This is a genomic window from Marinomonas balearica (genome assembly GCF_004362145.1).
In the GTDB taxonomy this organism is placed as follows: domain Bacteria; phylum Pseudomonadota; class Gammaproteobacteria; order Pseudomonadales; family Marinomonadaceae; genus Marinomonas; species Marinomonas balearica.
This window is the reverse complement of record NZ_SNXC01000014.1, coordinates 305,556-330,930: the sequence shown is the minus strand read 5'-3', so window position 1 is coordinate 330,930 and position 25,375 is coordinate 305,556. Positions and strand designations below refer to the sequence as shown.

General features: G+C 42.7%; 23 protein-coding genes. 7 read left to right on the top strand and 16 right to left on the bottom strand.

All coding sequences use genetic code 11. The features are described from left to right. Positions 1 to 423: 423 nt before the first annotated feature. The 3 genes from DFP79_RS15170 to tyrS form a co-directional block, all read right to left on the bottom strand. Positions 424 to 2,442 carry an acyl-CoA dehydrogenase family protein gene (locus tag DFP79_RS15170; protein ID WP_133504785.1) on the bottom strand — a complete coding sequence of 673 codons (2,019 nt, stop codon included), beginning with the start codon at positions 2,440 to 2,442 and terminating at the stop codon, positions 424 to 426. Positions 2,443 to 2,614: 172 nt separating this feature from the next. Then, positions 2,615 to 3,634, bottom strand: coding sequence for an AraC family transcriptional regulator (locus tag DFP79_RS15165; RefSeq protein ID WP_133504784.1), 1,020 nt, complete (start codon positions 3,632 to 3,634; stop codon positions 2,615 to 2,617). A gap of 205 nt (positions 3,635 to 3,839) precedes the next feature. Then, the gene (tyrS, locus tag DFP79_RS15160; RefSeq protein WP_133504783.1) at positions 3,840 to 5,144 is read right to left on the bottom strand and encodes a tyrosine--tRNA ligase; all 1,305 of its coding nucleotides are present in this window, start codon (positions 5,142 to 5,144) and stop codon (positions 3,840 to 3,842) included. A 141-nt stretch (positions 5,145 to 5,285) separates the two neighbouring features. Here tyrS and DFP79_RS15155 point away from each other — a divergent pair, with 141 nt between their 5' ends. Continuing rightward, positions 5,286 to 6,668 (top strand): M23 family metallopeptidase, encoded by a 1,383-nt coding sequence (locus DFP79_RS15155; protein WP_243730290.1) that lies wholly within the window; start codon positions 5,286 to 5,288, stop codon positions 6,666 to 6,668. Between the two features lie 109 nt (positions 6,669 to 6,777). Here the strand turns inward: DFP79_RS15155 and trxA are convergent, their stop codons facing one another. The 6 genes from trxA to lptM form a co-directional block, all read right to left on the bottom strand. Continuing rightward, on the bottom strand, positions 6,778 to 7,104 hold the full coding sequence (trxA, locus tag DFP79_RS15150; RefSeq protein WP_133504782.1) for a thioredoxin TrxA: 327 nt from the start codon (positions 7,102 to 7,104) through the stop codon (positions 6,778 to 6,780). Between the two features lie 157 nt (positions 7,105 to 7,261). Next, complete coding sequence (locus DFP79_RS15145) at positions 7,262 to 7,975, bottom strand: HAD family hydrolase (RefSeq protein WP_133504781.1); 714 nt, start codon at positions 7,973 to 7,975, stop codon at positions 7,262 to 7,264. Beyond that, entirely contained in the window at positions 7,975 to 8,640 is a 666-nt protein-coding gene (locus DFP79_RS15140; RefSeq protein ID WP_133504780.1) for a DUF484 family protein, read from the bottom strand. Before DFP79_RS15140 ends, DFP79_RS15145 begins: the two co-directional genes overlap by 1 nt. A gap of 55 nt (positions 8,641 to 8,695) precedes the next feature. Continuing rightward, positions 8,696 to 9,532, bottom strand: coding sequence for a diaminopimelate epimerase (dapF, locus tag DFP79_RS15135; RefSeq protein ID WP_133504779.1), 837 nt, complete (start codon positions 9,530 to 9,532; stop codon positions 8,696 to 8,698). A 16-nt stretch (positions 9,533 to 9,548) separates the two neighbouring features. Beyond that, positions 9,549 to 10,802, bottom strand: coding sequence for a diaminopimelate decarboxylase (gene lysA / locus DFP79_RS15130; protein WP_133504778.1), 1,254 nt, complete (start codon positions 10,800 to 10,802; stop codon positions 9,549 to 9,551). A 10-nt stretch (positions 10,803 to 10,812) separates the two neighbouring features. After that, a complete protein-coding gene (gene lptM / locus DFP79_RS18260; RefSeq protein WP_424960649.1) occupies positions 10,813 to 10,950 on the bottom strand; it encodes an LPS translocon maturation chaperone LptM in 138 nt (45 codons plus the stop codon). 200 nt (positions 10,951 to 11,150) lie between these two features. Between lptM and DFP79_RS15120 the strand changes: the two genes are divergently transcribed. Then, positions 11,151 to 12,020 (top strand): hypothetical protein, encoded by an 870-nt coding sequence (locus DFP79_RS15120; protein ID WP_133504776.1) that lies wholly within the window; start codon positions 11,151 to 11,153, stop codon positions 12,018 to 12,020. A 106-nt stretch (positions 12,021 to 12,126) separates the two neighbouring features. Here the strand turns inward: DFP79_RS15120 and argH are convergent, their stop codons facing one another. Beyond that, positions 12,127 to 13,527, bottom strand: a complete 1,401-nt coding sequence (gene argH / locus DFP79_RS15115; RefSeq protein WP_133504775.1) for an argininosuccinate lyase — start codon at positions 13,525 to 13,527, stop codon at positions 12,127 to 12,129. A gap of 192 nt (positions 13,528 to 13,719) precedes the next feature. On the opposite strand from argH, the gene hemC reads away from it, so the two are divergent. Genes hemC through DFP79_RS15095 form a run of 4 tightly spaced genes read left to right on the top strand, consistent with a single transcriptional unit; the run spans position 13,720 to position 18,045 of the window. Further along, entirely contained in the window at positions 13,720 to 14,646 is a 927-nt protein-coding gene (hemC, locus tag DFP79_RS15110; protein ID WP_133504774.1) for a hydroxymethylbilane synthase, read from the top strand. A 6-nt stretch (positions 14,647 to 14,652) separates the two neighbouring features. Beyond that, entirely contained in the window at positions 14,653 to 15,435 is a 783-nt protein-coding gene (locus DFP79_RS15105) for a uroporphyrinogen-III synthase (protein ID WP_133504773.1), read from the top strand. Continuing rightward, complete coding sequence (locus DFP79_RS15100; RefSeq protein ID WP_133504772.1) at positions 15,425 to 16,804, top strand: uroporphyrinogen-III C-methyltransferase; 1,380 nt, start codon at positions 15,425 to 15,427, stop codon at positions 16,802 to 16,804. The genes DFP79_RS15105 and DFP79_RS15100 overlap by 11 nt, the downstream gene beginning before the upstream one ends. Further along, complete coding sequence (locus DFP79_RS15095) at positions 16,801 to 18,045, top strand: heme biosynthesis HemY N-terminal domain-containing protein (protein WP_133504771.1); 1,245 nt, start codon at positions 16,801 to 16,803, stop codon at positions 18,043 to 18,045. The genes DFP79_RS15100 and DFP79_RS15095 overlap by 4 nt, the downstream gene beginning before the upstream one ends. Before the next feature lie 107 nt (positions 18,046 to 18,152). Here the strand turns inward: DFP79_RS15095 and DFP79_RS15090 are convergent, their stop codons facing one another. The 3 genes from DFP79_RS15090 to DFP79_RS15080 form a co-directional block, all read right to left on the bottom strand. Continuing rightward, a complete protein-coding gene (locus DFP79_RS15090) occupies positions 18,153 to 19,706 on the bottom strand; it encodes a methyl-accepting chemotaxis protein (RefSeq protein ID WP_133504770.1) in 1,554 nt (517 codons plus the stop codon). 197 nt (positions 19,707 to 19,903) lie between these two features. Next, entirely contained in the window at positions 19,904 to 20,809 is a 906-nt protein-coding gene (locus tag DFP79_RS15085) for a hypothetical protein (RefSeq protein ID WP_133504769.1), read from the bottom strand. 71 nt (positions 20,810 to 20,880) lie between these two features. After that, entirely contained in the window at positions 20,881 to 21,099 is a 219-nt protein-coding gene (locus DFP79_RS15080) for a hypothetical protein (RefSeq protein WP_133504768.1), read from the bottom strand. 90 nt (positions 21,100 to 21,189) lie between these two features. Here DFP79_RS15080 and yaaA point away from each other — a divergent pair, with 90 nt between their 5' ends. Continuing rightward, positions 21,190 to 21,975 (top strand): peroxide stress protein YaaA, encoded by a 786-nt coding sequence (yaaA, locus tag DFP79_RS15075; RefSeq protein WP_133504767.1) that lies wholly within the window; start codon positions 21,190 to 21,192, stop codon positions 21,973 to 21,975. Between the two features lie 26 nt (positions 21,976 to 22,001). Here yaaA and prmC read toward each other — a convergent pair whose 3' ends face one another. The 3 genes from prmC to hemA are packed head-to-tail and all read right to left on the bottom strand — an operon-like array spanning position 22,002 to position 25,253. After that, complete coding sequence (prmC, locus tag DFP79_RS15070) at positions 22,002 to 22,841, bottom strand: peptide chain release factor N(5)-glutamine methyltransferase (RefSeq protein ID WP_133504766.1); 840 nt, start codon at positions 22,839 to 22,841, stop codon at positions 22,002 to 22,004. Between the two features lie 6 nt (positions 22,842 to 22,847). Next, complete coding sequence (prfA, locus tag DFP79_RS15065; RefSeq protein ID WP_133504765.1) at positions 22,848 to 23,936, bottom strand: peptide chain release factor 1; 1,089 nt, start codon at positions 23,934 to 23,936, stop codon at positions 22,848 to 22,850. 21 nt (positions 23,937 to 23,957) lie between these two features. Next, positions 23,958 to 25,253: a glutamyl-tRNA reductase gene (gene hemA, locus DFP79_RS15060; protein ID WP_133504764.1), complete on the bottom strand. Its 1,296-nt coding sequence runs from the start codon at positions 25,251 to 25,253 to the stop codon at positions 23,958 to 23,960. Between the last annotated feature and the right edge of the window lie 122 nt (positions 25,254 to 25,375).

The window sequence follows — 25,375 nt, the reverse complement described above, 5'->3', positions numbered from 1 at the left end:
ATTGACGTGTTCACTCATCAAAGACTTTAATTTTTTAGAAGTCTCCAGCGAGCGCCCACACAAATTATCTGATTATCTATTTTAAAGAGCGTACTAACTCGGTTACTTAGAAGTGTTCTTCTTAGTGTCTCACTCGTTGTTCTGAGTGGTTGTCCGTGTCAGCGAGGGCGTATATTAAGGATCTACAGATTTAGTGCAAGCCCTTTTTCATGTTTTTATTAAAAAATTCATCCAGTCGGTCAAAAATTGGAGTTCCAAAATACCTACAACCCACACCAACAAAGGATTACAGCGCAGAATCACCCAAAATAACTTATTCACCTATTTTTAATTAGAAGCGCATATAGACCATGAAGGCACAAAAAAAGGCGCCGAAGCATCTTTTGAATAATCAATTTCCTATTACTTATTTACGATAACGGCCTACTCATCGCTCCAAGGGTGAGCATAATGTTGCGGCTCCACTTTTTTGATAAGGGAGCTTTCCCCTCTCATTACATCCTCTACTACTAAAGAGACCGCTTTACGCAGAGCGTCAATGCGACGAGCAGAGGCATTACCACCATCTAACTTTGACCTCAAGATCTCAATTTGAGCGAGCGCGACACGCTGGTTACTTTTATCGAGTTGACTAGCGTGACCACACAATGTCGCTATACACATGAGGGTTTCGATTTTTTGACCCAACCTTTGTAAAGGGATTTGAGCCCGCGTTAACTCTAACTGATAGACCAGACTTATCTTGAAATAATCCCAACGACAACGTTTTAATTCTCGTTCCGCATAGCGTATATGATTTCTAAACATTTTCGGGATCTTGCGGTACCGCGAACAAAAGTAAGTCGGAATCATTTTCGTAACACCCGCCTTTACCCGTTCTAAACCATTTTCGACAACCCAACCTGCGAGTTTCCAAAAATCCGGTTTCATAACCAATGATAAAACAATATTTATAGATCGGAGCGGATACGCCATAAATGCAGCGACATTCAAACGTAATATTCGTTTATCCGCGGGAAGGGAATTACCGTCTTTGTCCAGATTAGTTTTCTGCAATACATTAAGCAGCCCAGACATATAATCCGTCGTGAATCGTTTAGTTAGATCTCGAACCATACCTAAACGAATCAAGTCATCTTCGCCCTCTACAATACCAAATGCATGAGCCGTCGCCCTAATATCTGAAATGCGTGAACCTTTATCTAAGCTTCGGCCTCCCATCACTCGCTCGCAAGCAATTAGGGACTCAAGTAAATAATGAGCGCTGGCAGACTTAGTGACGTCTCTTAACCCCGCTAGATCAACTCTATCCTGATCCTGTGCAAGAGAAAGATGAGACAAAGCTTGCGCCGTTAGCGCACCACCTAATATTTTAACTAAACCAAGGCGTGGAAGCTCATGCTTGATTACCTTGCCGCCTACCCCTTCTCGTTTTTGAGCATAGTGAGCAGCATCAGACGCCATCATCCTCTGAAAGCCTGCTGCTTGAGCGGCCAGCATACAACGGCCCATTCTTAAACAGTAAAATAATACCTCAACACCATTCCCTTGAATCTCTTGCTCATATGGGATGGGAAAATGTCTAAAACTAATTCTTGAATTAATATTCTGTTGAAAGGCACTGACATTCGAGCTTTTACAACTAAAGCTAAACTCTGCATCAATATCCTCTTCTGGTAACTCGACGATAAACAAAGCCAACTCTTTACTGCTTTTCCCTTTCCTAGCAACGATAGCCATAAGCCCACCGTGAGTCGCGCTGGTAATATAAAGCTTATTACGCTCGCCTTCAGCATAAAGCCGCCAGCACTTATTCTCTTCATCGGCCTCGACGTAAGCTTGAACACGTTTAGCATTAACCCCCACACCGACCTCAGTAAGTGCAAAGGCAATTAATTGGCCGCTACTGATAGAAGGAAGATATTGAGACTTTTGAAAAGACGTTCCGTATCCCAGTAACGCACTCGAACCGATAGTCAATTGCCCAGATATTTCGACAGACAAAGCACCTAACCCCTGAGAGGCAAATTCTTCAGTCAAACACGCGAATTCGCTATATCGCTTTCCTTTACCACCATATTCAGTAGGAACAGTAAATCCATACGCTCCTTTTTTGGCTACTGAGTTGCGGAGTTCTGTCGTTATTTTCCCATCCGTTCCAAATGCCTCACCTTTGTTAAGACATTCCATCGCCTCATGCAAAATCTCTTGCGCCTCTTCCGTTACAGAGGACTTCATATTTTTCCCACCCGAACAAAGTTCCTCTATGTCAGGTTGTGGCCCATAAATCATTCTTTCAACCAAACTGGATTTGGTCGCAGCAAGGCGTCGATCCGCAGCATTCGCAGCCGCTTCCAATACAGAAACATCTTCAGCTTGTGCAGAATCACCAGCAGCTTTGAGAGCTTCTGCCGATACAGAATCTTGTGAATAGTTACTCATGCGTAAATTCCTCTAATTATTATGACTTGGAACGACGACCTTTGAGTGAAGGACTTTTTCGCTGTGTCTTTATAGAAATTTACGTGATAGTACGGGGAGTAGGAATAGCATGAAATGCCGATTTACTTTGCATAAAGTGCCATTAAGGCCAATTATGCCAAATACCAAACCCTCAACTAAAAAATCGGTCTCGGTACTCGCTTGGCGTGCATCCCAGCCACTTACGAAAAGCCCTAGAGAAGACAGCGGCATCCGAGAACCCCACTTTTTCAGCGACTATATGGATAGAAACGCCCTTTTGAGCAAGCCAAAAACAAGCCCTATCCATACGCATCCGATCTTTAACTTCCTGATAGGAAGTCGCCTCTTTGTCTAACTTTCGTATAAGAGTTCGACGTGACATATGTAGGCTTTTAGCCGCATCATCAATGGTAGGAAAACCTGCTTCAAAGGATTTGCTTAGCAAAGAACGTAAATCGCTTGAAACACTAATATCGCCCGGCTGCTTTAAAAACAACTCAATCGGGCAGCGCTTCATATAGGCTTTTAACGAATCTAAGCTTTGCATGTTTTCACGGTCTAAAAACGATTTACCAAAAGAAATTGAAAGCACCGATCGATCAAATTGACGCTTACACGGATAAAGTTCGACATAATCATGTTGCTCAAACGGCTCCGCATAAGGAAAGCAGACCTCAAGCAATGGAATACGTTCTTGTATCAGCCATGAAGCATAACTGTGCCAAGCTAAAAGCGTCATATCAGAAAACAAATGGGAAGAATCAAGGTCTAAGTCCGCCATCCTAAACTCTAGGACTGCATGGTCTTCTCTTTCGATCAATTCCATTTCATAGGCATTTGAGATCATGTTATAAAAACGTGCAGCAAGATGCAGCGCTTTTCCCAATGTTTCTTCATGCACGGTCACCCGCCCCATCATAAAAAACGAACCTGCGGGAAGTGGCGACCGAGACAACCCCATTGATTCATCCTGAAGAAGCGCCCATATTCCCTCGACAACGCTCGCTAACTTTTCAATTTCTATCTGTAAATTAGGATCATCAACAACACTAGGAGCCAAATCAGCCTTTCTAAAAAGAGCGTCAGCATCTAAACCTTTCTCGACGGCAAGACGATATAACCTACCAATATAGTGGTTTGATGTTGTAAGGGTTTCTCTGGTTTGGGACATGACCTTCCCTAGCGATCAAATTAAGTAGGTAAGTAAAATAGCACTATTAACATTACGATCAACGGCATAGCGACAAATATTTTGGTATCCACTTATGGCAATCAGACTATTATAGTTCTTAACTATATCCCACGAATTGAAGCCATAAACGTAAAAAGGCGCCTAAGCGCCTTTTATATTTTTTCGATACTTCACACCTTAATAATTAAAGCGTAAATAAATGATGCTTCTTCTTACCTAGCTTCACAAGGAAGTACTTGCCGTAGTATCCATTATCCGCCGCAAAGATATCAGATGCAGACATGTTATCTGCTATTCCCTTAGCAACGCCATTAACAAAGACTGAATTACGTTGAAGCGCATCCTTAACTTGCTTGCCTGATGCAGCAAGTCCGGCTTCCGCTAGTAAAGACGTTAGAGGCGTTTCTGCTAGGTTTGCCTCAACAAGTGAGCTGCTTGGCAATCCATCTAACTTGATTTGCTCTAGATCCTGTTCACTCAACTGGTCCGCTTCCCCACTGAACAACGCTTGAGTAATACGCTCAGCCGCTGCAAGCCCTTCTTCACCATGAACTAACTTAGTTGCTTCACGTGCAAGAATAGACTGACCTTGCGGTTTACCTGTACTTTCTTTATCTGCTTGTTCAATTGCATCAATCTCTTCCATCGTCAGGAAAGTAAAGTACTTAAGGAACTTGTAAACATCCGCATCCGCCGTATTCATCCAGAATTGGTAGAAAGCATATTGAGACGTTTTCTTAGGATCGAGCCATACTGCGCCAGATTCTGTTTTTCCGAATTTAGTACCGTCCGATTTTGTAACAAGAGGTACAGTCAAACCAAATACTTGAGATTGGTTTTGACGGCGCGAAAGATCAATACCCCCAACAATATTACCCCATTGGTCGCTACCACCAATCTGAAGCGTACAACCATAAGCACGATTTAATTCTGCAAAGTCCATACCTTGCAGTAGAGCATATGAAAACTCTGTGAACGAAATGCCAGCACCTTCACGATTCAAGCGTTGTTGTACCGATTCTTTGTTAATCATGGCGTTAACTGAAAAGTGCTTACCGATTTCACGTAGGAAATCCAACACATTCATTTCGCCTGCCCAATCAAGGTTATTAACAACACGTGCAGGGTTGGTTACTTCATCAAACTGAACAAATTGACTCACTTGCCCACGAATTTTATCAACCCACCCAGCAACCACATCAGAGGTATTTAATTGGCGCTCTGCAGCCTTAAAACTTGGATCCCCGATAAGTCCAGTCGCACCGCCAACTAGAGCAATTGGGTTATGTCCTGCGTCTTGGAAACGCTTCAGTACAAGCAAAGGAACAAGGTGACCCAAATGAAGACTGTCCGCAGTCGGATCGAAGCCACAATAAAGAGTACGACTACCAGTTTCCAAATGAGCACGCAGCTCTTCTTCCGCTGTCATTTGCGCAATCAGCCCGCGAGCCTGTAAATCCGCCAAAAGGTCGTTAATGCCTACCGTCATGTTTTCGATCCGTTATTCAAATAATTAAGAATGGTTTAATTAGGCGACTTTTACTCCGCCCAAGATTACAAAGCGTTCAATTATAAAAGCAATGTTGTTAGGATGATAAGGATTAATTCAAAGAAATTGCGGTAATTACGCTTGATCAACAAATTTTCTCAAAAAACTATCTTAACTCTCGCTTTAGCTTGTCTCGGCTCCGCGATTGTATTCGTGCTATTTGCCGTATTTTTTTCATACGACAGCAGCCAATCATCCGAAAAAAATGCAAAAGTCCACACTGACCAACCCCACGAATCCAGTCAGATCTCTTTAGCAACGTCACCACAAGGAGTAAAAACCTACTCAACACCCACACCCGAGCATTTGAAAAACAACCAACAAACAATCATTGAACAAACAATTTCGGTTTCTTCCGGAGACTCGCTGTCTACTGTTCTTTCAGATATGGGAATATCTCAACAAGATGTTTACCGAGTAGCGAACGCACGCGATGCGAACTCTGAGCTCTTACGTATTAGGCCTGGGCAAGATCTAAGCATAAAAATGGAGCTGCCTTCGGGTAAGCTTACAGAGTTGCTCTACGTACAAAGCAAACTCAAACGCTCGTTATACAAACGCCAAAAGGATGGTCAATTTTCTTTCGTCGTGCTTTTAACACAACCCGAAACCAAACGTATATATAAAGAAGTCACAATCACCAATTCCATTTTTAGAGATGGAATCGATGCTGGTATTCCACAGTCTGTGCTTATTCAACTGACTCAAATATTTGCTTGGGACATAGATTTCGCGACAGACTTACGAAAAGGAGATTCTTTTAGCCTTTTGTATGAAGAAAACGAGCTAGAAGGTGAGGTTATTGGGGCTGGAAACATTCTGGCAGCCAACTTCATTAATGCTGGACGCAGTTTCCAAACCATTCGCTATGATGACGCTAACAACTTTAATTACTATACGCCTGATGGCCTGTCCATGCGAAAAGCGTTTATTCGTAGCCCAGTCGATTTCACGCGAATTTCATCTAAGTTTAATCCAAATCGATTGCACCCTATTTTCAAAACTACTCAACCACACCAAGGCGTAGATTATGCAGCAAAAAGCGGCACTCCGGTTAAAGCAGCAGGTGCGGGTACAGTCATTTATGCGGGTGAACTGAAAGGCTACGGAAATACCGTTATTTTAGAACATGGTCAAGGCTACTCAACACTTTACGCCCACTTACAAGGCTTTAAAAAAGGGTTAAAGGCAAACAACTTTGTTGAACAGGGCGACACCATCGCCTATGTTGGTCAGACAGGCTGGGCAACTGGGCCACATCTGCACTTTGAGTTTCGGATCAACGGAATTCACAAAGATCCCATAACCGTAAGTATCCCGCATGACGCTCCTATGAGTAAGAACGTTCTAAAACGTTATTTACCCTATGCTAGAACGACGATGACAGAGCTTAGCTCGCATTATTCTAAAAACTTTTCACAACAATACACTGCCGTTTTAAAACGACAACGCAGCCGCTCATAACTTAGTACAAAGGTCTCACTTAATATCATTCATACATACGCGCAAAAAAACAAAAAAAAGCAGCTAAAATAGCTGCTTTTTTTAAAACTTCGATTAACAATCTGATAAATTATAGAGCGCTTTCTATAAAGTCAACAAGCTGAGATTTTGTAACTGCGCCCACTTTAGTTGCAGCCAATTCTCCACCTTTAATAACAATAAGGGTTGGGATACCACGAACATTGTACTTAGGAGCCGTTTCAGTATTTTCGTCAACATTAAGTTTAACGACTTTAACTTTTCCTTCTAGATCGTCTGCAACATCAGACAAAATAGGTGCAATCATTTTACATGGACCACACCATGGTGCCCAAAAATCAACAACAACAGGAAGATCAGATTCAAGAACTTCACTTTGAAACTGAGCATCAGTAATGTTAAGAATATTTTCGCTCATTAGAGTTTCCTTAAACAGTTAATACTTTTAGATAATGGGCATAGTGTAGCATTAATCCTAATAATGAAAAATCATTTACGACTAACAACTTAATAGATGCATACTATTTGTCCAATACCACTGCACCTCAATATCTAAAATAAAAATTATAGAAGCTTTAGCTCGCACCAAGCTCTGCGATTGCTGTGGGCAACTCTCGCAGTGAATACACTTCAGAATCAGGTTTTATTTCCCATTCCGACTTCCAATTTCTCGCGCCATGACGATTAAACCAAATCGTGCGGCAACCCGCTTGAGCGGCACCCTGAATATCATCAATCGGGTGATCCCCGATATGAATGATGTCTTTTGGATCTACATTAGCTTGTACAGCCGCCGCCTCAAAAATTTCTCGATTTGGTTTAGCTCTACCTACCTCATCGGCTCTCAAGGCAAACTCAAAGTACTCACTCAATCCAACAGATGGGTGATACACATCAGCATTACCATTTGTAATAACCCCCATACGGTAGTGCTCCGCTAAGACAGCAATTGTACTCTTTGCCTCAGGGTACAGATCCACCTTCTGTCGCCACGCATAGAAATACTCAAAAGCCGATTGTGAAATATGGCGCGCCTCTTCCGAGGGTAAACCATATTCGCGAAAAGCTTTAACGTAAATACGCTTTCGTATTTCGCTCACATCGTGGGCAATATTGGGTGAACTGGCAATCACCTCTGATTTTATTTTTTCATACGCGCTGGCATCAAACGTTTCTTGAAAGCCCGGAAAACGCTCATCAAACCAAGCCTCCATAGCGTGGTTTGCTCTAACAATAACAGGATCGACATCCCACAAAGTGTTATCCAAATCAAAGGTGATTAACGTCATTACAAGAGCCTCATTAAGATTGCGCTAAGCAAATCAGACAAATAATCCAAAAACAACGCACCTTTTTCTTTATCAAAGTCGTTGAGCCTTCTGGAACCGAGCGCCAAAACTCCGTGATAGTGAATCTGGCCATTTTCTCTTGATATTAGTGGCAACACTGCCGACGACATAACTTCATCACTGTTCGCAGGAAACAGAAAATTCGACTCTTTTACTGACAGCACACCGCAGTAACATCCGCCTTTGGACAGCATCTCTTTTAGCAGCTCACCAGCATCTTCCCAAGTTGACGTCCTAACGGAAGAGTTGATGTTCGTGTCAGAAAAAAGAATTAGCGAGCGAAGAGGTATATCAAACTCTTCTCGAATTACATCGTCAATCATAGCAGCAAAGTCGTCGAGCGTTTCACAGCCAAGACCGTTAACAACAACGCGACGACTTTTCTTCATCGTGGCTTCGTTCTCACGAGCCACATTTACAAGAATATCAAACTGACTACGATGGTCTTCCGATGTCTTACGTAAAAGCTGAACTTGACGCTCTAACAACGAGATGGCACCACCATGAACAGGGTGAGGAACCGTAAGAGCCTCCAACAAACTTGCATTACGGACAAAAAAGTCCGGCGTGCTCTTTAGGTAATCTACGACGTCCTCATCTTTCATTCGATACTGCACCTATGATTAACGATAAATTTAATAGTAAACGTAATTTTAAGGCTTAAAGGTAAATTTGACCTTCAAATACCTTAGTCGCAGGCCCTGTCATTAATATAGGAGAGCCCTCTCCGTGCCACTCAATTCGTAAATCACCACCCAGTAAATGAGCAGTTACTTTTGAGTTGAGCCAACCTTGCCTAATGCCTGCGACGATCGCAGCGCATGTTCCGGTGCCACACGCTTGAGTTTCACCTACGTCTCGTTCGTAAACACGCAAATTAACTTCATCACGGTTCAAAACTTCCATAAAACCCACATTAACATTTGCAGGGAACGAAGAGTGAGATTCAACAAGTGGCCCGACACCAGACACCAGTTCGTCGGTCAACCGGTCAACCCGTATCACGGCATGTGGGTTTCCTACAGATACAGGTGTCAACTCAACAGGGCCATAGCCATCCAGCTCAAGCGAATACAAAGCCGTATCATTTTCAGTAGCGTCAAACGGCAAATCAACTGGATTAAATGAAGGCTCCCCCATATCTACGGTTACTTCGCCATCATCCTGAACAATAAGCTGAATTTGCCCACGCTTCGTTTCGACATTTATAACGGATTTATTAGTAAGGTCTTTTTCAATCACAAACTTGGCAAAACAACGAGCGCCATTGCCACAATGCTCAACTTCAGAACCATTTGAGTTATATATGCGGTAACGAAAATCCATCTCAGGACTGATCGGCGGCTCAACAATTAACAGTTGATCAAAACCGATTCCACGATTTCGATCACCTAAGAATTCAATCTGCTCTTTGTTGAAATACACTTTTCGAGAGACTGCGTCGACCACAACGAAATCATTCCCGAGACCGTGCATTTTAGAGAATTTTAATAACACGTTATTCCCCTCAACTCTACTCTGGCAATAGCTGTTCGCCAGCCAATTGATGATCGATGTCTTCGCGTTTTCTGATTAGATATGCAATTTCACCATCAACCATAACTTCTGCAGCGCGATTACGACTGTTATAATTTGAAGCCATTGTAAAACCGTAAGCACCTGCTGACCGCACTGCTAGCAAAGCACCTGCTTCAATGTCCAGCTCTCTATCCTTCCCTAAGAAATCGCCCGTTTCACACACAGGCCCAACGAGATCGTAAATTCGTTTGCCTTCTGACGTTGCCGCAAGATTCACAGGAACAATGTTCATCCAAGCACTGTACAAAGACGGTCGAATCAAATCATTCATCGCGCCATCAATGATGGCAAAGTTCTTGTGTTCTGTGCATTTAAGAAACTCGACTTTCGTCAGCAATATTCCGGCATTTGCAGCAATAGAACGCCCCGGTTCAAAGGCCAGAGATATATCACGTCCTTTGATTTTATCCAGTATAAGTTGCGCATAGTCAGCGGGTTCTGGTGGCACTTCATCACGGTAACGAACGCCTAAACCGCCGCCTAAATCCATATGCTTGATCTTGATTCCACTTTCAGCCAGTTCATCAATTAATGTAATAAGTCGATCGAACGTATCCAAAAACGGCTGTAGCTCTGTCAACTGAGATCCGATATGGCAATCTACACCCATTACATTTAGATGCTCCATTGCGTTTGCAAGCTGATAAATTCTAGGAGCGTCTTTAATATCAATACCGAATTTATTTTCTTTCAAACCAGTCGAGATATAGGGATGCGTTTTGGCATCTACATCCGGGTTAACTCGTAATGAAACAGGAGCTTTGAGACCCATTTCACCCGCCACTTTATTCAAACGGTATAACTCGGATTCTGACTCAACATTAAAACAGTGAATGCCTACTTCCAAAGCGCGACGCATTTCATGCTCTTGTTTACCAAGCCCTGAAAACATCACTTTAGATGTATCTCCACCAGCACGAATAACACGTTCTAGTTCGCCAATCGATACAATATCAAATCCTGAACCGAGTTTTGCCAACACGTTCAATATTGCAATATTGGAACAAGCCTTCACCGCGTAACACACAAGCGTCGGATGAGAAGAAAACGCATTAGCGTAGGCATTATAATGTCGTTCAAACGTAGCACGTGAATAAACGTATGTCGGCGTACCAAACTGCTCAGCAACAGATTCTAAGGAGACATTTTCAGCAAACAAAGCTTGGTCAGTGTAATTAAAAAAATCCAATGGGGTGTCCTCAATTTTGTGCGTTTTGCGATGAACTCGTATCTTGATTTTGCTCAGAGTTTTTTTCAGCAGGCAAATACAAAGCCCCCTTGTTTCCACAAGCACTCAACATCGTTATAAAAACGAAAGCAAACAACCATCTATACATCATCTTTGCACTCAGTTAACTTTATCCTGAACAGTATACTTGTAGCCTTTGTGTTTCCCAACCCTGTAAAACCATTTAAACCATATTCTTACAATGGTATGGTTTGGGATATTCTCCCTTTTCATGTAGTGTGTTCAGATTGAGAAGCATTTTCTAAAGAAGCATGGAGCATTAGCGTTAAATACAGTGATATTAAGCAGATGGCGTTAGAACCAATACCACATAAGGACTTCACTGCGAGTAGCAATACGCAGTTTCTGACACAGAACAACAAACCAAAATACCTAACTAAGTACTTCAAAGCTGCACTTGTTATTATTTTGGCGATCTGCGTGCATGTCATCGCTCTTTCATCGATAAAAAATTTAGATTGGAGCCATTCAAACCCGGAGCATTCGGATTTGATTGAAGTCTCCATCATTCGCTCAGACCCTCGCTTAAATCCAAGTGGAAACAAAGACATTGAAGCGAGCGCAAAAAGCATCGCCGCAGAGGTAAAACAAACAACTCGCTCGCCTTTAATTGAACCTCAAAGTCGCACATTGACTGATCAAGCCTCTCAATCCTTAAAAAAAGAAGTCCAACCCAAAACATTAACTTCATCGTCTGACGAAAACGCAATCACACAGCTATCAGAATCTGAAAATAAGACAGAAAAAGAAACGACGAGAATCCACAAAAGCAACGTCCCCCCTCTTTCAAAGCATGGGACCTTACTCGATATCGATGAAAAACACATTTCCCTAGCAGAAGATCAGACAGAAGGTCTGGACATTTTTTCACCGAATCTGCGCGCTGCAATAAGCCAAGCTGAAAAAGATCAAAGTGAGTATTTAAAAGGACAACATTCCGGCACAGAGTATGTAATTACGGAGGATGGTGATGGAACACGGTATGTCGACATTCACGGTGTATGCTGGAAAATCCCAGAGCTAGGAAGCGACGAAGAGTGGGTTATTGCGCTAGAGGGATGCAATAAACAAAAAAAGGCCTTTCATTTTGAATTAAACATTACCACAGACATTTTGTCGCCTGAGTCACCTTTAAATGGACTGTTCTCTCAGGAATAACGATCTCTAAATCACGATAAAACTGCATAAAAAAGCCGCAGACTTTCATTTAACATGAGTCTGCGGCTTTATATTTAGATCATTACTGTAATTGGCAAATTAAGGCTTAACGCAAGGCTAGCTCTTTTTCTGCGCGCTCAATAGCAAGTTTCACCTGAGCTGGCGCAGTACCACCAATATGATCGCGCGCGGCAACAGACCCTTCAAGCGTCAAAACATCGAACACGTCGCCTTCAATAATATCACCAAAGCCTTTCAACTCTTCAAGTGACATTTCAGACAAGTCTTTGTTTTGCTCTACGCCGTAACCCACGGCCTTACCGACTATTTCATGCGCGTCACGGAATGCAACACCTTTTCGAACAAGGTAATCAGCCAAATCCGTCGCTGTACTAAAGCCGCGGCGAGCAGCTTCATACATATATTCTTTACGAGCTTCAATTGCAGGAATCATATCTGCGAACGCACGCAACGAACCTTTCATAGTATCAACCGTATCAAACAGCGGCTCTTTATCTTCCTGATTATCTTTGTTGTACGCCAAGCACTGAGATTTCATAAGCGTAAGCAAGCTCATAAGGTGACCGTAAACTCGACCCGTTTTACCACGTACTAACTCAGGAACATCTGGGTTTTTCTTTTGCGGCATGATAGACGAACCGGTACAGAAACGATCAGGCAAGAAAATAAAGTTAAATTGTGCGGATGCCCACATAACCATTTCTTCTGCCCAACGAGACAAATGCATCATCGTTGTTGCCGAAACAGCGGTAAACTCAATAGCGAAGTCGCGGTCACTTACCGAATCAAGCGAGTTGTAAGTCGGACGTTCGAAGCCCAATAACTCTGCTGTCATATGACGGTCAATTGGGTAGGTAGTGCCTGCAAGTGCAGCTGCGCCAAGCGGAAGAATATTAATTCGTTTGCGGCAATCTACTAGGCGCTCATAATCTCTCTGAGCCATTTCATACCATGCCATCAAGTGATGCCCAAACGTAACAGGCTGAGCTGTTTGCAGATGCGTAAAGCCCGGCATGATTGTATCGGTATTTTTCGCTGCAAGTGACAATATTCCCTGCTGAAGGCGAGTGACTTCTTCTAACAAGAAATCAATTTCGTCACGCATGTAAAGGCGAATATCTGTTGCAACTTGGTCATTACGCGAACGTCCAGTGTGAAGTTTTTTGCCTGTAATGCCAATTTTTTGAGTCAAACGCGCTTCGATATTCATATGAACATCTTCAAGCTCAACAGACCAATTAAACTCGCCGTTTTCAATCTCTTCGCGAATTTCAGTCAAGCCTTGAATAATTTGATCACGCTCTTCATCCGTCAGTACGCCTACTTTTGCAAGCATAGTGGCATGAGCAACAGACCCTTGGATGTCTTGTTTCGCCATACGTTGATCGAACTCTACCGATGCCGTGAATCGCGCTACGAAAGCATCAACAGGTTCTGAAAAGCGTCCACCCCATTGCTGGTTAGTGGCATTATTCGAGTCAGTCATTTATCCGTTTCCCAAACTTATATCAATGTTGCGCAAGATTACCTTATGAGAGTCTACATATAAAGGCTAATAGCCTGATAAAGTTGCATTTAGAGACCTTAACGATACGCCTTACAAGGGAACCTATTCGCAGTTTCCCTTGTAAGGCGTTATTATCAACAAATATTTATATCGCATATAACAGGAGAAAGTGTGAAAGATAAGATTGTGATCGCGACTCGGGAAAGTAAACTGGCACTGTGGCAAGCAAATACCGTAAAAAGCCAGCTTGAAGCCCTCTACCCAGATTTAACTGTCGAGCTTTTAGGTATGACAACCAAAGGCGATCAAATCCTCAATGTTCCGCTTTCAAAAATTGGCGGCAAAGGCCTTTTTGTCAAAGAACTAGAAAGTGCGCTATTGGATGGCCGCGCCGATATCGCCGTGCATTCAATGAAAGACGTTCCAATGGAATTTCCAGAAGGACTAGGGCTCGCGATAATATGTGAGCGAGAAGACCCATCCGATGCATTTGTGTCAAATCTTTATAACAGTTTAGATGAACTTCCCAACGGAAGTATTTTAGGTACCTCTAGCCTTCGTCGAGCTTGCCAAATCCAGCAACACCGTCCTGATCTGACAATTAAAAGCCTCCGAGGTAACGTTGGAACTCGACTAGGAAAACTAGATGGCGGTGAATACGACGCCATTATACTAGCGTCCGCAGGGCTCATACGCCTCGAATTGGAAGACAGGATCAAAAGTCGATTACCTGACACTCTATGCTTACCCGCAGGCGGACAAGGAGCAATGGGAATTGAATGCCGATTAGGAGATGACGCTGTTTTATCTTTATTGAAACCACTTCTACACCAAGACACCTATTATCGTGTAACAGCTGAACGCGCAGTCAACAAACGTTTAAATGGTGGATGTCAGGCACCAATCGCTTGTTTTGCTACATTAAATGACGGCGCTATTTGGCTGCGCGGGCTTGTGGGAAGCATCGATGGAAAAGAAATGATAACAGCTGAAATTAAAGGACATCAGGAAAATGCTGAACAGCTAGGTATCGAACTTGCTGATATTTTATTAGAGCGCGGAGCCCAACGAATTCTGAACGAAGTCTATGGTAAATAATGCGCTATGACGATCAGTAAGTCTTTACCGGGTGTTGGTATTCTCGTCACCCGCCCTGAGCCAGAGAATGCTCTAACGTGTGAATATTTGAAGTCCATCGGGGCGCGCCCAATTTCATTGCCCACACTTTATATAGAGGAGATCAAAAACGAAACGAGTATACGCTCTATACAGTCTCGACTTTTTGATTTAGATTTATACAAATACGTAATATTCGTAAGTAAAAATGCTGCTCGCTTAGGCGCTGAACGGATTGACGAGTGCTGGCCTATGTTACCTGCCAAGCTACACTGGATAGGAATAGGCAAAGGAACAACTCAAACATTAATTGATTTAGGGTTTCCGGCGCTGGCGAATCCAGGCCTCACGTCTGAGGCTCTTTTGAACTCATTTAAACCAATAAAGTTAACTGGCGACAGAATACTGATTGTTAGAGGTGAAGGAGGAAGACCAACACTTGCCGACGGCCTTGAAAAAAAAGGGGCTAAAGTAGACTTACTTGAACTTTATAAGCGCATAAAACCAAGCTATACCGCACAAGATTTTTTATTCATGGATGAACCGGATTTAATTTGGTCTACAAGTGTAGATAGCCTTTTAAACCTGACTCACGATATTATGCAGTATCAAACACATTGGTTAGATAAGCCAATTTTTGTTCCCAGCCAACGTGTCGCAGAAACGGCGCTTTCACTCGGCTGGAAAAACATTTGCAATGCAAGCGGTGCCGATGATGATCGCTTAACCGAAGCAACAATGCAGTATTTAGGACGCAAAGATGACCGATAACAAAGACGTAAACAGCGACATTCAGCCATCGAACAGCATAGATCAACAAGATAGCGCCACAGCTCATTCAGAAGCAAAACCAAGCAGCTCCACCCCTTCAGACAAAAGTTCAATGAAAATCAATCATTCATCCTCAAAATCGGGGGCTTTAGTTGTAAGCGGCTTAGCAATCGCAATCGCTGCGGCTTCATTAGGCACCTCGGGGTGGCTGTATTTCCAAAGCCTAGAATCTAAGGTAGACACCAAGATAACTCAACTTGTCAGTCAGAACAGTACTTTACACCAGCAAATTGATCAGCTTACATCACAGTTAAATAAAGTATCAGATTCGGCTCAAAAAGCGCTTTCGCTCAGCACATCAACACAGCAATCGCACACGCAAAATTCGACAAAAATAGCTGAAAACACAAAACAGCTTTCTGTAATACAAAGTAAGATTGATACATTAAACAGCGTCTCTAAAGAGGACTGGCAGCTTGCAGAAGCTCAATATTTAATTCGCCTAGCAAATCAAAGGCTATTATTAGAAAAAGACCATTCAAACGCACTGGCTCTTCTTCAAAATGCCGATGCCATTCTTGCAGATATGGAAGATCCAATATTATTCGATACGCGAAAAGCCATAGCAAAAGACATTCAGGCTCTAAAGTCAGTTGGTACATTTGATCTTGAAGGGTATTACCTACAATTAAACGCCCTTTATGACAGTGTCGCTACGTTACCTCAGTTTGAGCCTTCAAAAGAATGGCAAAACACTGAAAACGAAGAGCAAGCAGAATCCTCATCAATACCGAGCAGTGTTGACGAAATAGCAAACAGCTTTTGGTTAAGCCTAAAATCTCTCATCGTCATTAATTATGACAGAAAACCCATAAAAGCCCTCTTGCCACCCGCAGAATATCAAGAGCTTGTAACAGGAATACAACTACAAATTGAAGTCGCTCAGGTTGCTTTGGTAAAAGGTGAAAAAACAGTTTATCAGAGCGCCTTAGCCAAAATTGCAGAAGCAGTGGCAAACTACTTCGATATTGAAGCAAAAGCCACGAACGCATTTTTAACATCACTCACTGCGTTGCAACAAATAAACCCTGATCAAAAACTGCCTCTTCCCAGAGCGTCTCTAAGCGCCATAAAAGCGCTAATGACTCAATGGAACGAAGCCACTCAGCATCGCTCATTATCAACTCAAGACGAGACAGCGCCTCCCTCTTCAGCTAAACAAAACTCAGGGAAAGCCACGCAGCCCGAAACAGGTACAACACCCAACAAATCCCTCCCTGATGCACTTTCTCCAACGGGAACAGTCACGCCTTCGGAGGCAGCACCTAAGACAGATGATAAAACCGCTCCTGAAGGAGTAAGCGCATGAGAAAATTCATTGCAGCAATCGCCTTAATGCTTGTCGCTGGAGGGCTTCTTGGACTCTTAATGAAGCAAGATTCAGGCTACGTTCTGATCGCATTTCAAGGTGTCACGATTGAAACTAGCCTATGGATGATGATTGCGTTCTTGATTCTGGCTCTTGTCGTACTAAACAGCTTAAAGAGCGTATTATTTACTTTGATCCGCCCAAGCTCTTCTTTCAATAAGGTGACAGCTAAACTGGTTCAAAAACGTGCATCTAAAAATACTATTCGCGGAATGCTCGAATTAGTCGGTGGGAACTGGAAGCGCGCTGAAAAGCTTCTTACGACCAGTGCGGAAAAAGTCCCATATCCTCTTATCAACTACATTGGCGCTGCTTATGCAGCCAGTGAACAAGACGATCACAAACGCTCCAAAGAGCTATTAAGGATTGCTCATCAATCCGCTCCTGAAGCGGAATTTGCAATTGGTTTCGCACAAAGCCAGATTCAGGTTAAGCAAGGTCATTATGAGAGCGCTCTAGCCACTTTACTTCGCCTCAACAAACTCAAGCCTAAGCATCGTCAAATCCTCAAAATGCTTGTTACCGTTTATACCAAGCTAAAGGATTGGGATGCTCTGATTGCACTTAAACCTACACTGACTAAAAACGGTATTTACGATGCGAATAATATGCTGGAACTGGAGCGCAATGCATTTTTAGCGCTGTTAGAACGCATTACATTCCAAGCAAAAATAGGAAAAGACAAAACCGAACTCATCAAAGACCTTGAAAGCCTTTGGCAAAAACTGGATAACCTAGATACCGACAACGAAATTCGTCAACTGTATGCCAACACTTTAATACAGCTAGGCGATGACAAAAAAGCCGAAAGCTTTATTCGACAAAGCCTCAATAAAGAATGGTCCAATGAGCTGGTAAAACTTTACGGCATTCTGAGCTCGGAAAAAGGAGCAAACAGCAGTGCGAAGAAACCTCTAAGCCAGGCAGAAAAGTGGTTAAAGCAGCAAGGCGAAAGCGCAAACCTGCACTTAACCTGTGGTCGATTAAGCCAACAATTGAAACTATGGGGTAAGGCTAAGGATTACTATCAGAGTGCACTGTCTCTGGACAATGAAAGTGCAGCACTACAAGAATTAGCTAGACTTTTAAAGGCAATGGGTGATGATACAGCCAGCCAAAATTTGCTGCTTTCTCAAATAAAAGAACCTGACGAGACGCTAAAAGCTCTACCACTGCCTTAATCCACATTCGAAAATACAACCTTGGCAGTTTACAAAACCGACTTAACATTTAATCTGTATGAGTCGGTTTTATTGATCCGAGCCCTCTAGCCCTCTAGCCCTCTACGTTATTGTTTAAATCGAATTACTAGCTCATGCATGTCTAATGATACTTTTTGAAGTACCCTAATACTGTCACTGGATTCATTAGATTTAACCAAGCTTTGATTCGCCAAATTTGAGATGGTGACAACTTGTTGATTAATGTCTTCTGCAACACTGGCTTGCTCTTCCACAGCAGCAGCCATCTGATTCGACATATCTGAAATATTATTGACGGTATCAACAATAGTGTCTAACGCATGTACGGCTGACTCCATCTTTTCAACTCCTTCTGACGCACTTGCCATTCCAGATTCAGCAATCGCTACCGATTTTTGCGCCCCTAAACGCAACGACTCAATAATCTCATGAATCTCTTTCGTTGAGCCTTGAGTTCTCATAGCCAGTTGACGAACCTCGTCGGCGACAACAGCAAAACCGCGCCCATGTTCACCGGCACGCGCTGCCTCAATGGCCGCATTAAGCGCAAGTAAATTCGTTTGCTCCGCAATTTGATCTATCATTTGCGCTACTTGTGCGATTTTTTCAGATTGATTTGATAAATCTTGAACCGTGTTATTGATCTGCTCAACTTGACCACTTAAATCTTCTATCGAGCTTTTTGTTTGGATAATAACGGAACGGCCGTCGCCCGCGATACGGGTCGACTCTTTTGCACTCACTGCGGTATTTTGGACATGGCTCGATACATCCGCAATTGTGGTTGTCATTTGATGCATTGCAGTTGCTACGTTTTCAGTTTCACTTTGCTGTTCTGTTATATTTGATGTCGCTTCCAAGGTTTGGTTCAAACCAATCGACGATTGATCCGAAACCTTGCCTGACTCATCTTCAATTCGAGTCAAAACGGTTTCTAAGTGCGAATTTTTACTTTTAATTCCAACTTCAACGGATCCTAAAAAAGGGTCGTGATCCGTATAAGACTGAACCGCTAATGAATGACGAAATGCTCCAGACAATGACTCGTTTAATACCTGCTTATATTTGCCGAGCTTCAGTGCAAGCAAAACTGAAATTAGGATAGAGCTGACCAGCAAAGCAAACACACCAAACTCAGATCCATATGCAACGCCCCCCGCAACTGAGCATATAACTCCCAATATAGAAATAGCAACGGGGATCGACCAGTCAGGCAAACTACGATGTACTTTTCCGGCGTTAATCGATTTATACAATTTATCGGCACGATGGACGTCTTTTTTATCAGGCACACTTCGAACCGATTCATAGCCAATAACGGTTCCTTTTTCACTTATAGGGGTAACATAAGCATCAACCCAATAGAAATCGCCATTCTTGCAACGGTTTTTAACCAATCCCATCCATGGCTCACCGCGCTTTAAGTGCTGCCACATAACGTCAAAAGCGGCCGGTGGCATATCCGGGTGCCGAACAATATTGTGAGGACTGCCAATGAGCTCCTCTTTGGTGTAGCCACTGATTTTTACAAATGCGTCATTACAGTGGGTTATTCGACCCTTTTGATCAGTTGTCGATACAAGCTTCACATCCTTGGAAAATGTTTGCTCGTTATCAGTCACAGGTTTATTTATTCTCATTATTTTAGAAATTCCTAATTTATCCTTAGATGCAACTTTAAAATTGGACTGGCCAATACATAAAAGCAAGTAATTATATTAGCAATTTTTATATATAAGAAAAAACAATCCGATAGAAGAATTGAATATTACTCACAGATATGACATTACAGGTTAGGAAGGCTTGTAAATCGAAGACATTTAAAGATAAAAATAATTTATAGCTTACGATTTAATAACTTAGTGATCGCAGGTAACAAATACATTGGTAGCTGCATGGCACCCGCCAAAGGAAGGAATGCTGGTCCCAATAGGCCACTGGCAATCGTAAAAGTTAAGAGTACATTTCTATTTCCAGAGGTAATCGCCGCAGTTAAAGCGACTTCTTTTCCATATTTCCAGTACATGAGTAATGCAACCACAAAGAAAAGCGCACTTAATGCAAATGCAATCAAAAGATATTGATAGGCTAACATAGGAGTACTGTCCCATAACGTGCGGAAATACCCTATCAGACCAAAGGGAAAAGCAAACACCAATAAAATTGTGTATTTTGAGACTTTGTTTAACAGGAAACTTAAAAGCTCAGCGGCAACTAGCCTTCGCAACAAATAAGACAACATTAATGGACTTAATATAAACACAAAAAGTCTCTCGCCGTATGCTTTCATATCCAACGCAGAATCCGGAGTAGGAAATAGATAAATCGTCAGTATGATGAACACAGGCAGTAACAAGGTCGTTGCAATTGTCATCGCCATTGCTTCAATGGCATCAAAACCTAGTGCCCTGACAATCGCAGGTGTCGCAAATAAAGACCCTGTCGCAGCCACGGCGACCATCGCTAACATAAGATTTTGATCTATCGAAATACAAGCGTTCAGTACAAGCAACAGCATCATAAACCCTGCGCCATGAACAAGGCTGTAATTCCACACTCGAGGAGTCGCCAAGCAACGTAAAACATCGTTAGGCGGCATACTGAGTAAAGTAAGCAACATCAATGTAAAAAGCACATACGGCAAATATGGAAAAATAAATGCAGACACTGCCGGTAACAAAAAGCCTGCTAATGCGGCGACAAACATAAAAGGGAGAGAATGTTTAACCAATAAAGCGATCATCAAACAGATCTACTACTATCAAAATGAAAGAATTAACAAATGGGGTGCAAATAAGAATTCAAATTTGCAATTTAAGAGCGAGCGACTTTTGACGATGCCAGCTTAGCCGGAATGATGCGGTTTGTCTCTGGAAACTCTCTAAATTCCAAGGGCCACTCCTTGCGAGCATCATCAAATGCTCCTCTTAACTCTTCCAGTTCAGTTTGTGCTGTCGAGCTGGTGTCAGAATCCATCTTAAGCTGTTCAGTGGACTTAGTGTTTAGAGGAAATTGAATCAAGTTATTTTCCATAAAAAATCTCTATCGCTCTATTCGCTAGATATCTATCAACACTCTATGGATAATCACAATAAAACGCAATCATTGAAATTAGGCTGTAACATGAAATATTTGATATCTCCCGCAAAAACATTGGATTTAGAGAGCACGCTACCCACAAGCAAAGTAACAACTCCTCTTTTTTTGGACGATGCTCAAACCCTGATCACCACCATAAAGCCATATTCGCCCTCTGACATTGCAGGATTGATGAAACTAAGCGACAAATTGGCGACATTGAACGTCGAGCGCTATCACGACTGGGATATCAACCACACAGACACGAACAGCCGTCCCGCAGTTTTCACATTTATGGGCGATGTCTACACTGGCTTAGATGCATATAGCTTCACTGAAGACAATATTGAAACAGCACAAAAGAGTTTACGCATACTCAGCGGCCTGTATGGATTATTAAAACCTTTGGATAAAATGCAAGCGTATCGCCTAGAGATGGGGACACGACTAGGCAACCCAAATGGCGATAATTTATATCAATTTTGGGGAGACAAAATCGCTAATACTCTGGAACAGGAGTTAGAAGAGGGAGAACTGCTGGTAAACCTCGCCTCAAATGAATATTTCAAGGCCGTAAATACCAAGAAAATTTCTAAGCAGATCATCACCCCAAATTTTCTTGATGAAAAAAATGGTCAGTTTAAAGTCATCAGTTTTTATGCAAAGAAAGCAAGAGGCATGATGGTTCGCTATTTGCTGGACAGCAAAGCAACCACATTGGGCGAATTAAAAGCATTTGATTATCAAGGCTATCAATATGACGAAGCGCGCTCCACCGAGACCACTCCGGTATTTATCCGTCTAGAAAAAGATCAGCCTGCAAAAAAGTAAGTTGAGCGAATATAGACAGAAGGCGATTAACTCCCCTTCTGTCCTATCGTGACACGATCATTTCCACCGTAATCTATGAAGGTTTTGATCGATTCGAATCCACGTAAGGCAAAAGCATCTCGTACTTTTTCTCCTTGATCGTAACCATGTTCGAAGACTAGCCAACCTTGTCCACACAAAAACTTAGGCGCTTCGTCCAGTATACGATGAATGTCACCCATCCCTTCGTCATCAGCAATTAAAGCGGATTCTGGCTCAAAGCGAACATCACCTTCTGACAGGTGCTTATCATTAGGGTCTATATAAGGTGGGTTAGATACAATTAGATGGTATTGCTCGCTCAACGGTATATCAGAAAACCAATCACTTTGAAGAAAATGCACATCCAATTCGTTGTTAGCAGCATTGCACTTCGCAAGATTAACCGCATCTTCGACATAATCGGCTCCCGTAACAACTGCATCTTGTCGCTCTTTAGCCAGCGCAAGTGCTATTGCTCCCGTACCTGTTCCTAAATCCAATATCCGAGGCACTTGCACGACAGCCATCAAGTCGAGTGCGACTTCGACTAAGCGCTCGGTATCCGGCCGAGGGATCAAAGTTGAAGGCGCAACTTCAAGCTCTAAACTCCAAAAGTCTTGTTTTCCGAGAATATAAGCTATCGGTTCGCCGCTTATTCTTCGCTCAAGCATCGCATCAAATCGAGACAAGTTCGATTCATCTACTTCTTTATCAGACCAGGTAAACAAATAGGTTCGAGTTACGGTCAGACAATGAGCCAACAAAAGCTCAGTATCCAGTTTTTCAGTATCACTAACGGAAGAGAGGCGCTGCTGCGCCTCTCTTAAACATTGATCAATCCTCATGAAAGATTAACCTTCTCCACCAAGAGTTGCCAACTGATCAGCCTGATGTTCGTTCACAAGCGGCCCAACTAGCACATCTAAATCTCCACCTACGATTTCATCCAATTTGTACAAGGTCAAATTAATGCGGTGATCAGTAACACGCCCTTGAGGGTAATTATAGGTACGGATGCGGTCAGAACGGTCGCCACTTCCGACCAATGAGCGACGTGTTTCAGATTGCTCCGCCGCAGCCTTATCTTCTTCAGCCGCTTTTAATCGAGAAGCAAGTAAAGCCATCGCTTTCGCACGGTTTTTATGTTGTGAGCGCTCATCCTGACACTCTACAACAACCCCTGTCGGTAAATGCACGATACGAATTGCAGAATCAGTTTTGTTTACGTGCTGACCACCCGCGCCCGATGCTCGGAATGTATCGACGCGTAAATCCGCCTTGTTTATATCAATATCTGAAACTTCATCCATTTCTGGCATCACTGCAACAGTACATGCGGATGTATGAATTCGGCCTTGAGACTCTGTTGCGGGAACTCGTTGAACTCGATGTGCACCGGATTCAAACTTCAATTTTGAGTAAGCGCCTTCACCGACAATCCGTGCAATAACCTCTTTGTAACCTCCGTGTTCGCCCTCATTTGCACTAACAACTTCAACCTTCCATCGTTGTGTCTCTGCATAACGAGAGTACATTCTAAAGAGGTCGCCTGAGAAAATAGAGGCTTCATCGCCACCGGTTCCTGCTCGTATTTCAAGAAAGACGTTTTTAGAATCATTCGGATCTTTGGGTAACAGCAGCTTCTGTAAGTCTAATAGCAACACGTCCTTTTGTTCGTTGCCAGATTTCAGTTCTTCTTGCCCCATATCTTTAATATCAGGATCTGAGTCTGTAAGCATAAGTTGTGCTTCTTCAATGTTTTCCAGCACCAGCTGGTACTCTTCAAAGCACTTTACAACAGGCTCTAATTCAGCGTATTCCTTTGAATAATTGCGGAATAAGTTTTGATCCATGATCACATCTGCTTCGCTCAAAAGCGCAGCCAGCTCTTCGTACCGTTCTGCCAAACTTTCTAGCTTTAACTTTATCGATTCTTTCATTCTTTGCTGTCTTTTTCTTCGTTATATTTTTTTGTCATTGCTGCCAGAATCATTTTCTTTTGCATCTAGCAAACCAAGTACCGACGAAGCAACATCCAGCCCATTATCGTCAGCTTGAGCTCCCGCTTCTCTAAGATACAGAGTGGGAGCATGAATTAGTTTATTCATTAGGCTGTGAGCAAGCTTAGTAACAACTTGCTCAGCAGTTTGACCGGACTGCAAATTCTTCAGTGCTTTTTCAAGCTCTGCTTTTTTAATTTGCTCCGAATTTGCCCGGTATTCAACAATCAAGTCGGAAACCTTACGTGATTCCAACGCTCTTCGATACGATTGAACACCAGATTCAACAATATTTTCTGCGGTTTTAGCGGCGTCTTCTCGTGCTTTTATATTTTCATCAATGACTGAATGCAGATCATCAACGGTATACAAATAGGCATCTTTTACTTCTTCAACTTCTGGTTCGATATCACGCGGCACAGCAATATCTACCAACAACATTGGGTTGTGACGACGTTTTTGTGTAGCCTTTTCGACCATGCCCTTACCAATAATGGGCAGCTGGCTCGCGGTAGATGAAATCACAATATCTGCATGAGGTAAAAAGTCGTGTAAATCCCCCAAAAGAATGGCTTCTGCATCCAATTCATTCGCTAAAGTTTCAGCTCTGGCTAAAGTACGATTGGCCACAATGATTCGCTTGATTCCAGCTTCTTTTAAATGCCGAGCAACCAACTCGATAGTCTGACCAGCCCCCACAAGCAATGCCGTGCTTTGACGAATATCCGCAAATATTCGCTGAGCAAGGCTAACAGCAGCAAAGGCTATCGATACTGGGTTTTCACCGATTGCAGTATCCGTTCTAACTTGCTTGGCAACAGAAAATGTTTTTTGGAACAGAGAGCGTAAATCACTACTTACATACTGACCTTCTTCAGAGACCGCAAAGGCAGACTTCACTTGCCCCAAAATTTGAGGTTCACCTAAAATCAAAGAATCTAAGCCTGATGCTACACGCATAATGTGGCGGATGCTTTCGTCTTCAATATAGCTGTAGCAATATTTGCGTAGATGGTCGTAGTCGATATCATGGTACAGACTTAACCATTCAACGATTTTTTCCAGCTTAGCGGCATCACTGACAGTACAATACAACTCGGTACGATTGCATGTTGAAACGATCACTGCCTCATTAGCGATTTGCTCGGAAGTAAGAGAGAACAATGCCTCCATCATTTTTTCGGGAGCAAATGCAACCTTCTCACGAATAGCAACTGGTGCTGTCTTGTGGTTTACTCCCACAGTAATTAGAGGCATTCAGGAACTCTTCTCTTCAAACGAGATCATAACCAGAAGATGTTGAATTTTTGCGGGTTTCTATACCTTATCGCAAATGGTTTCCATTTATATTAATGGACACCTCTAACACCTTTCACAAA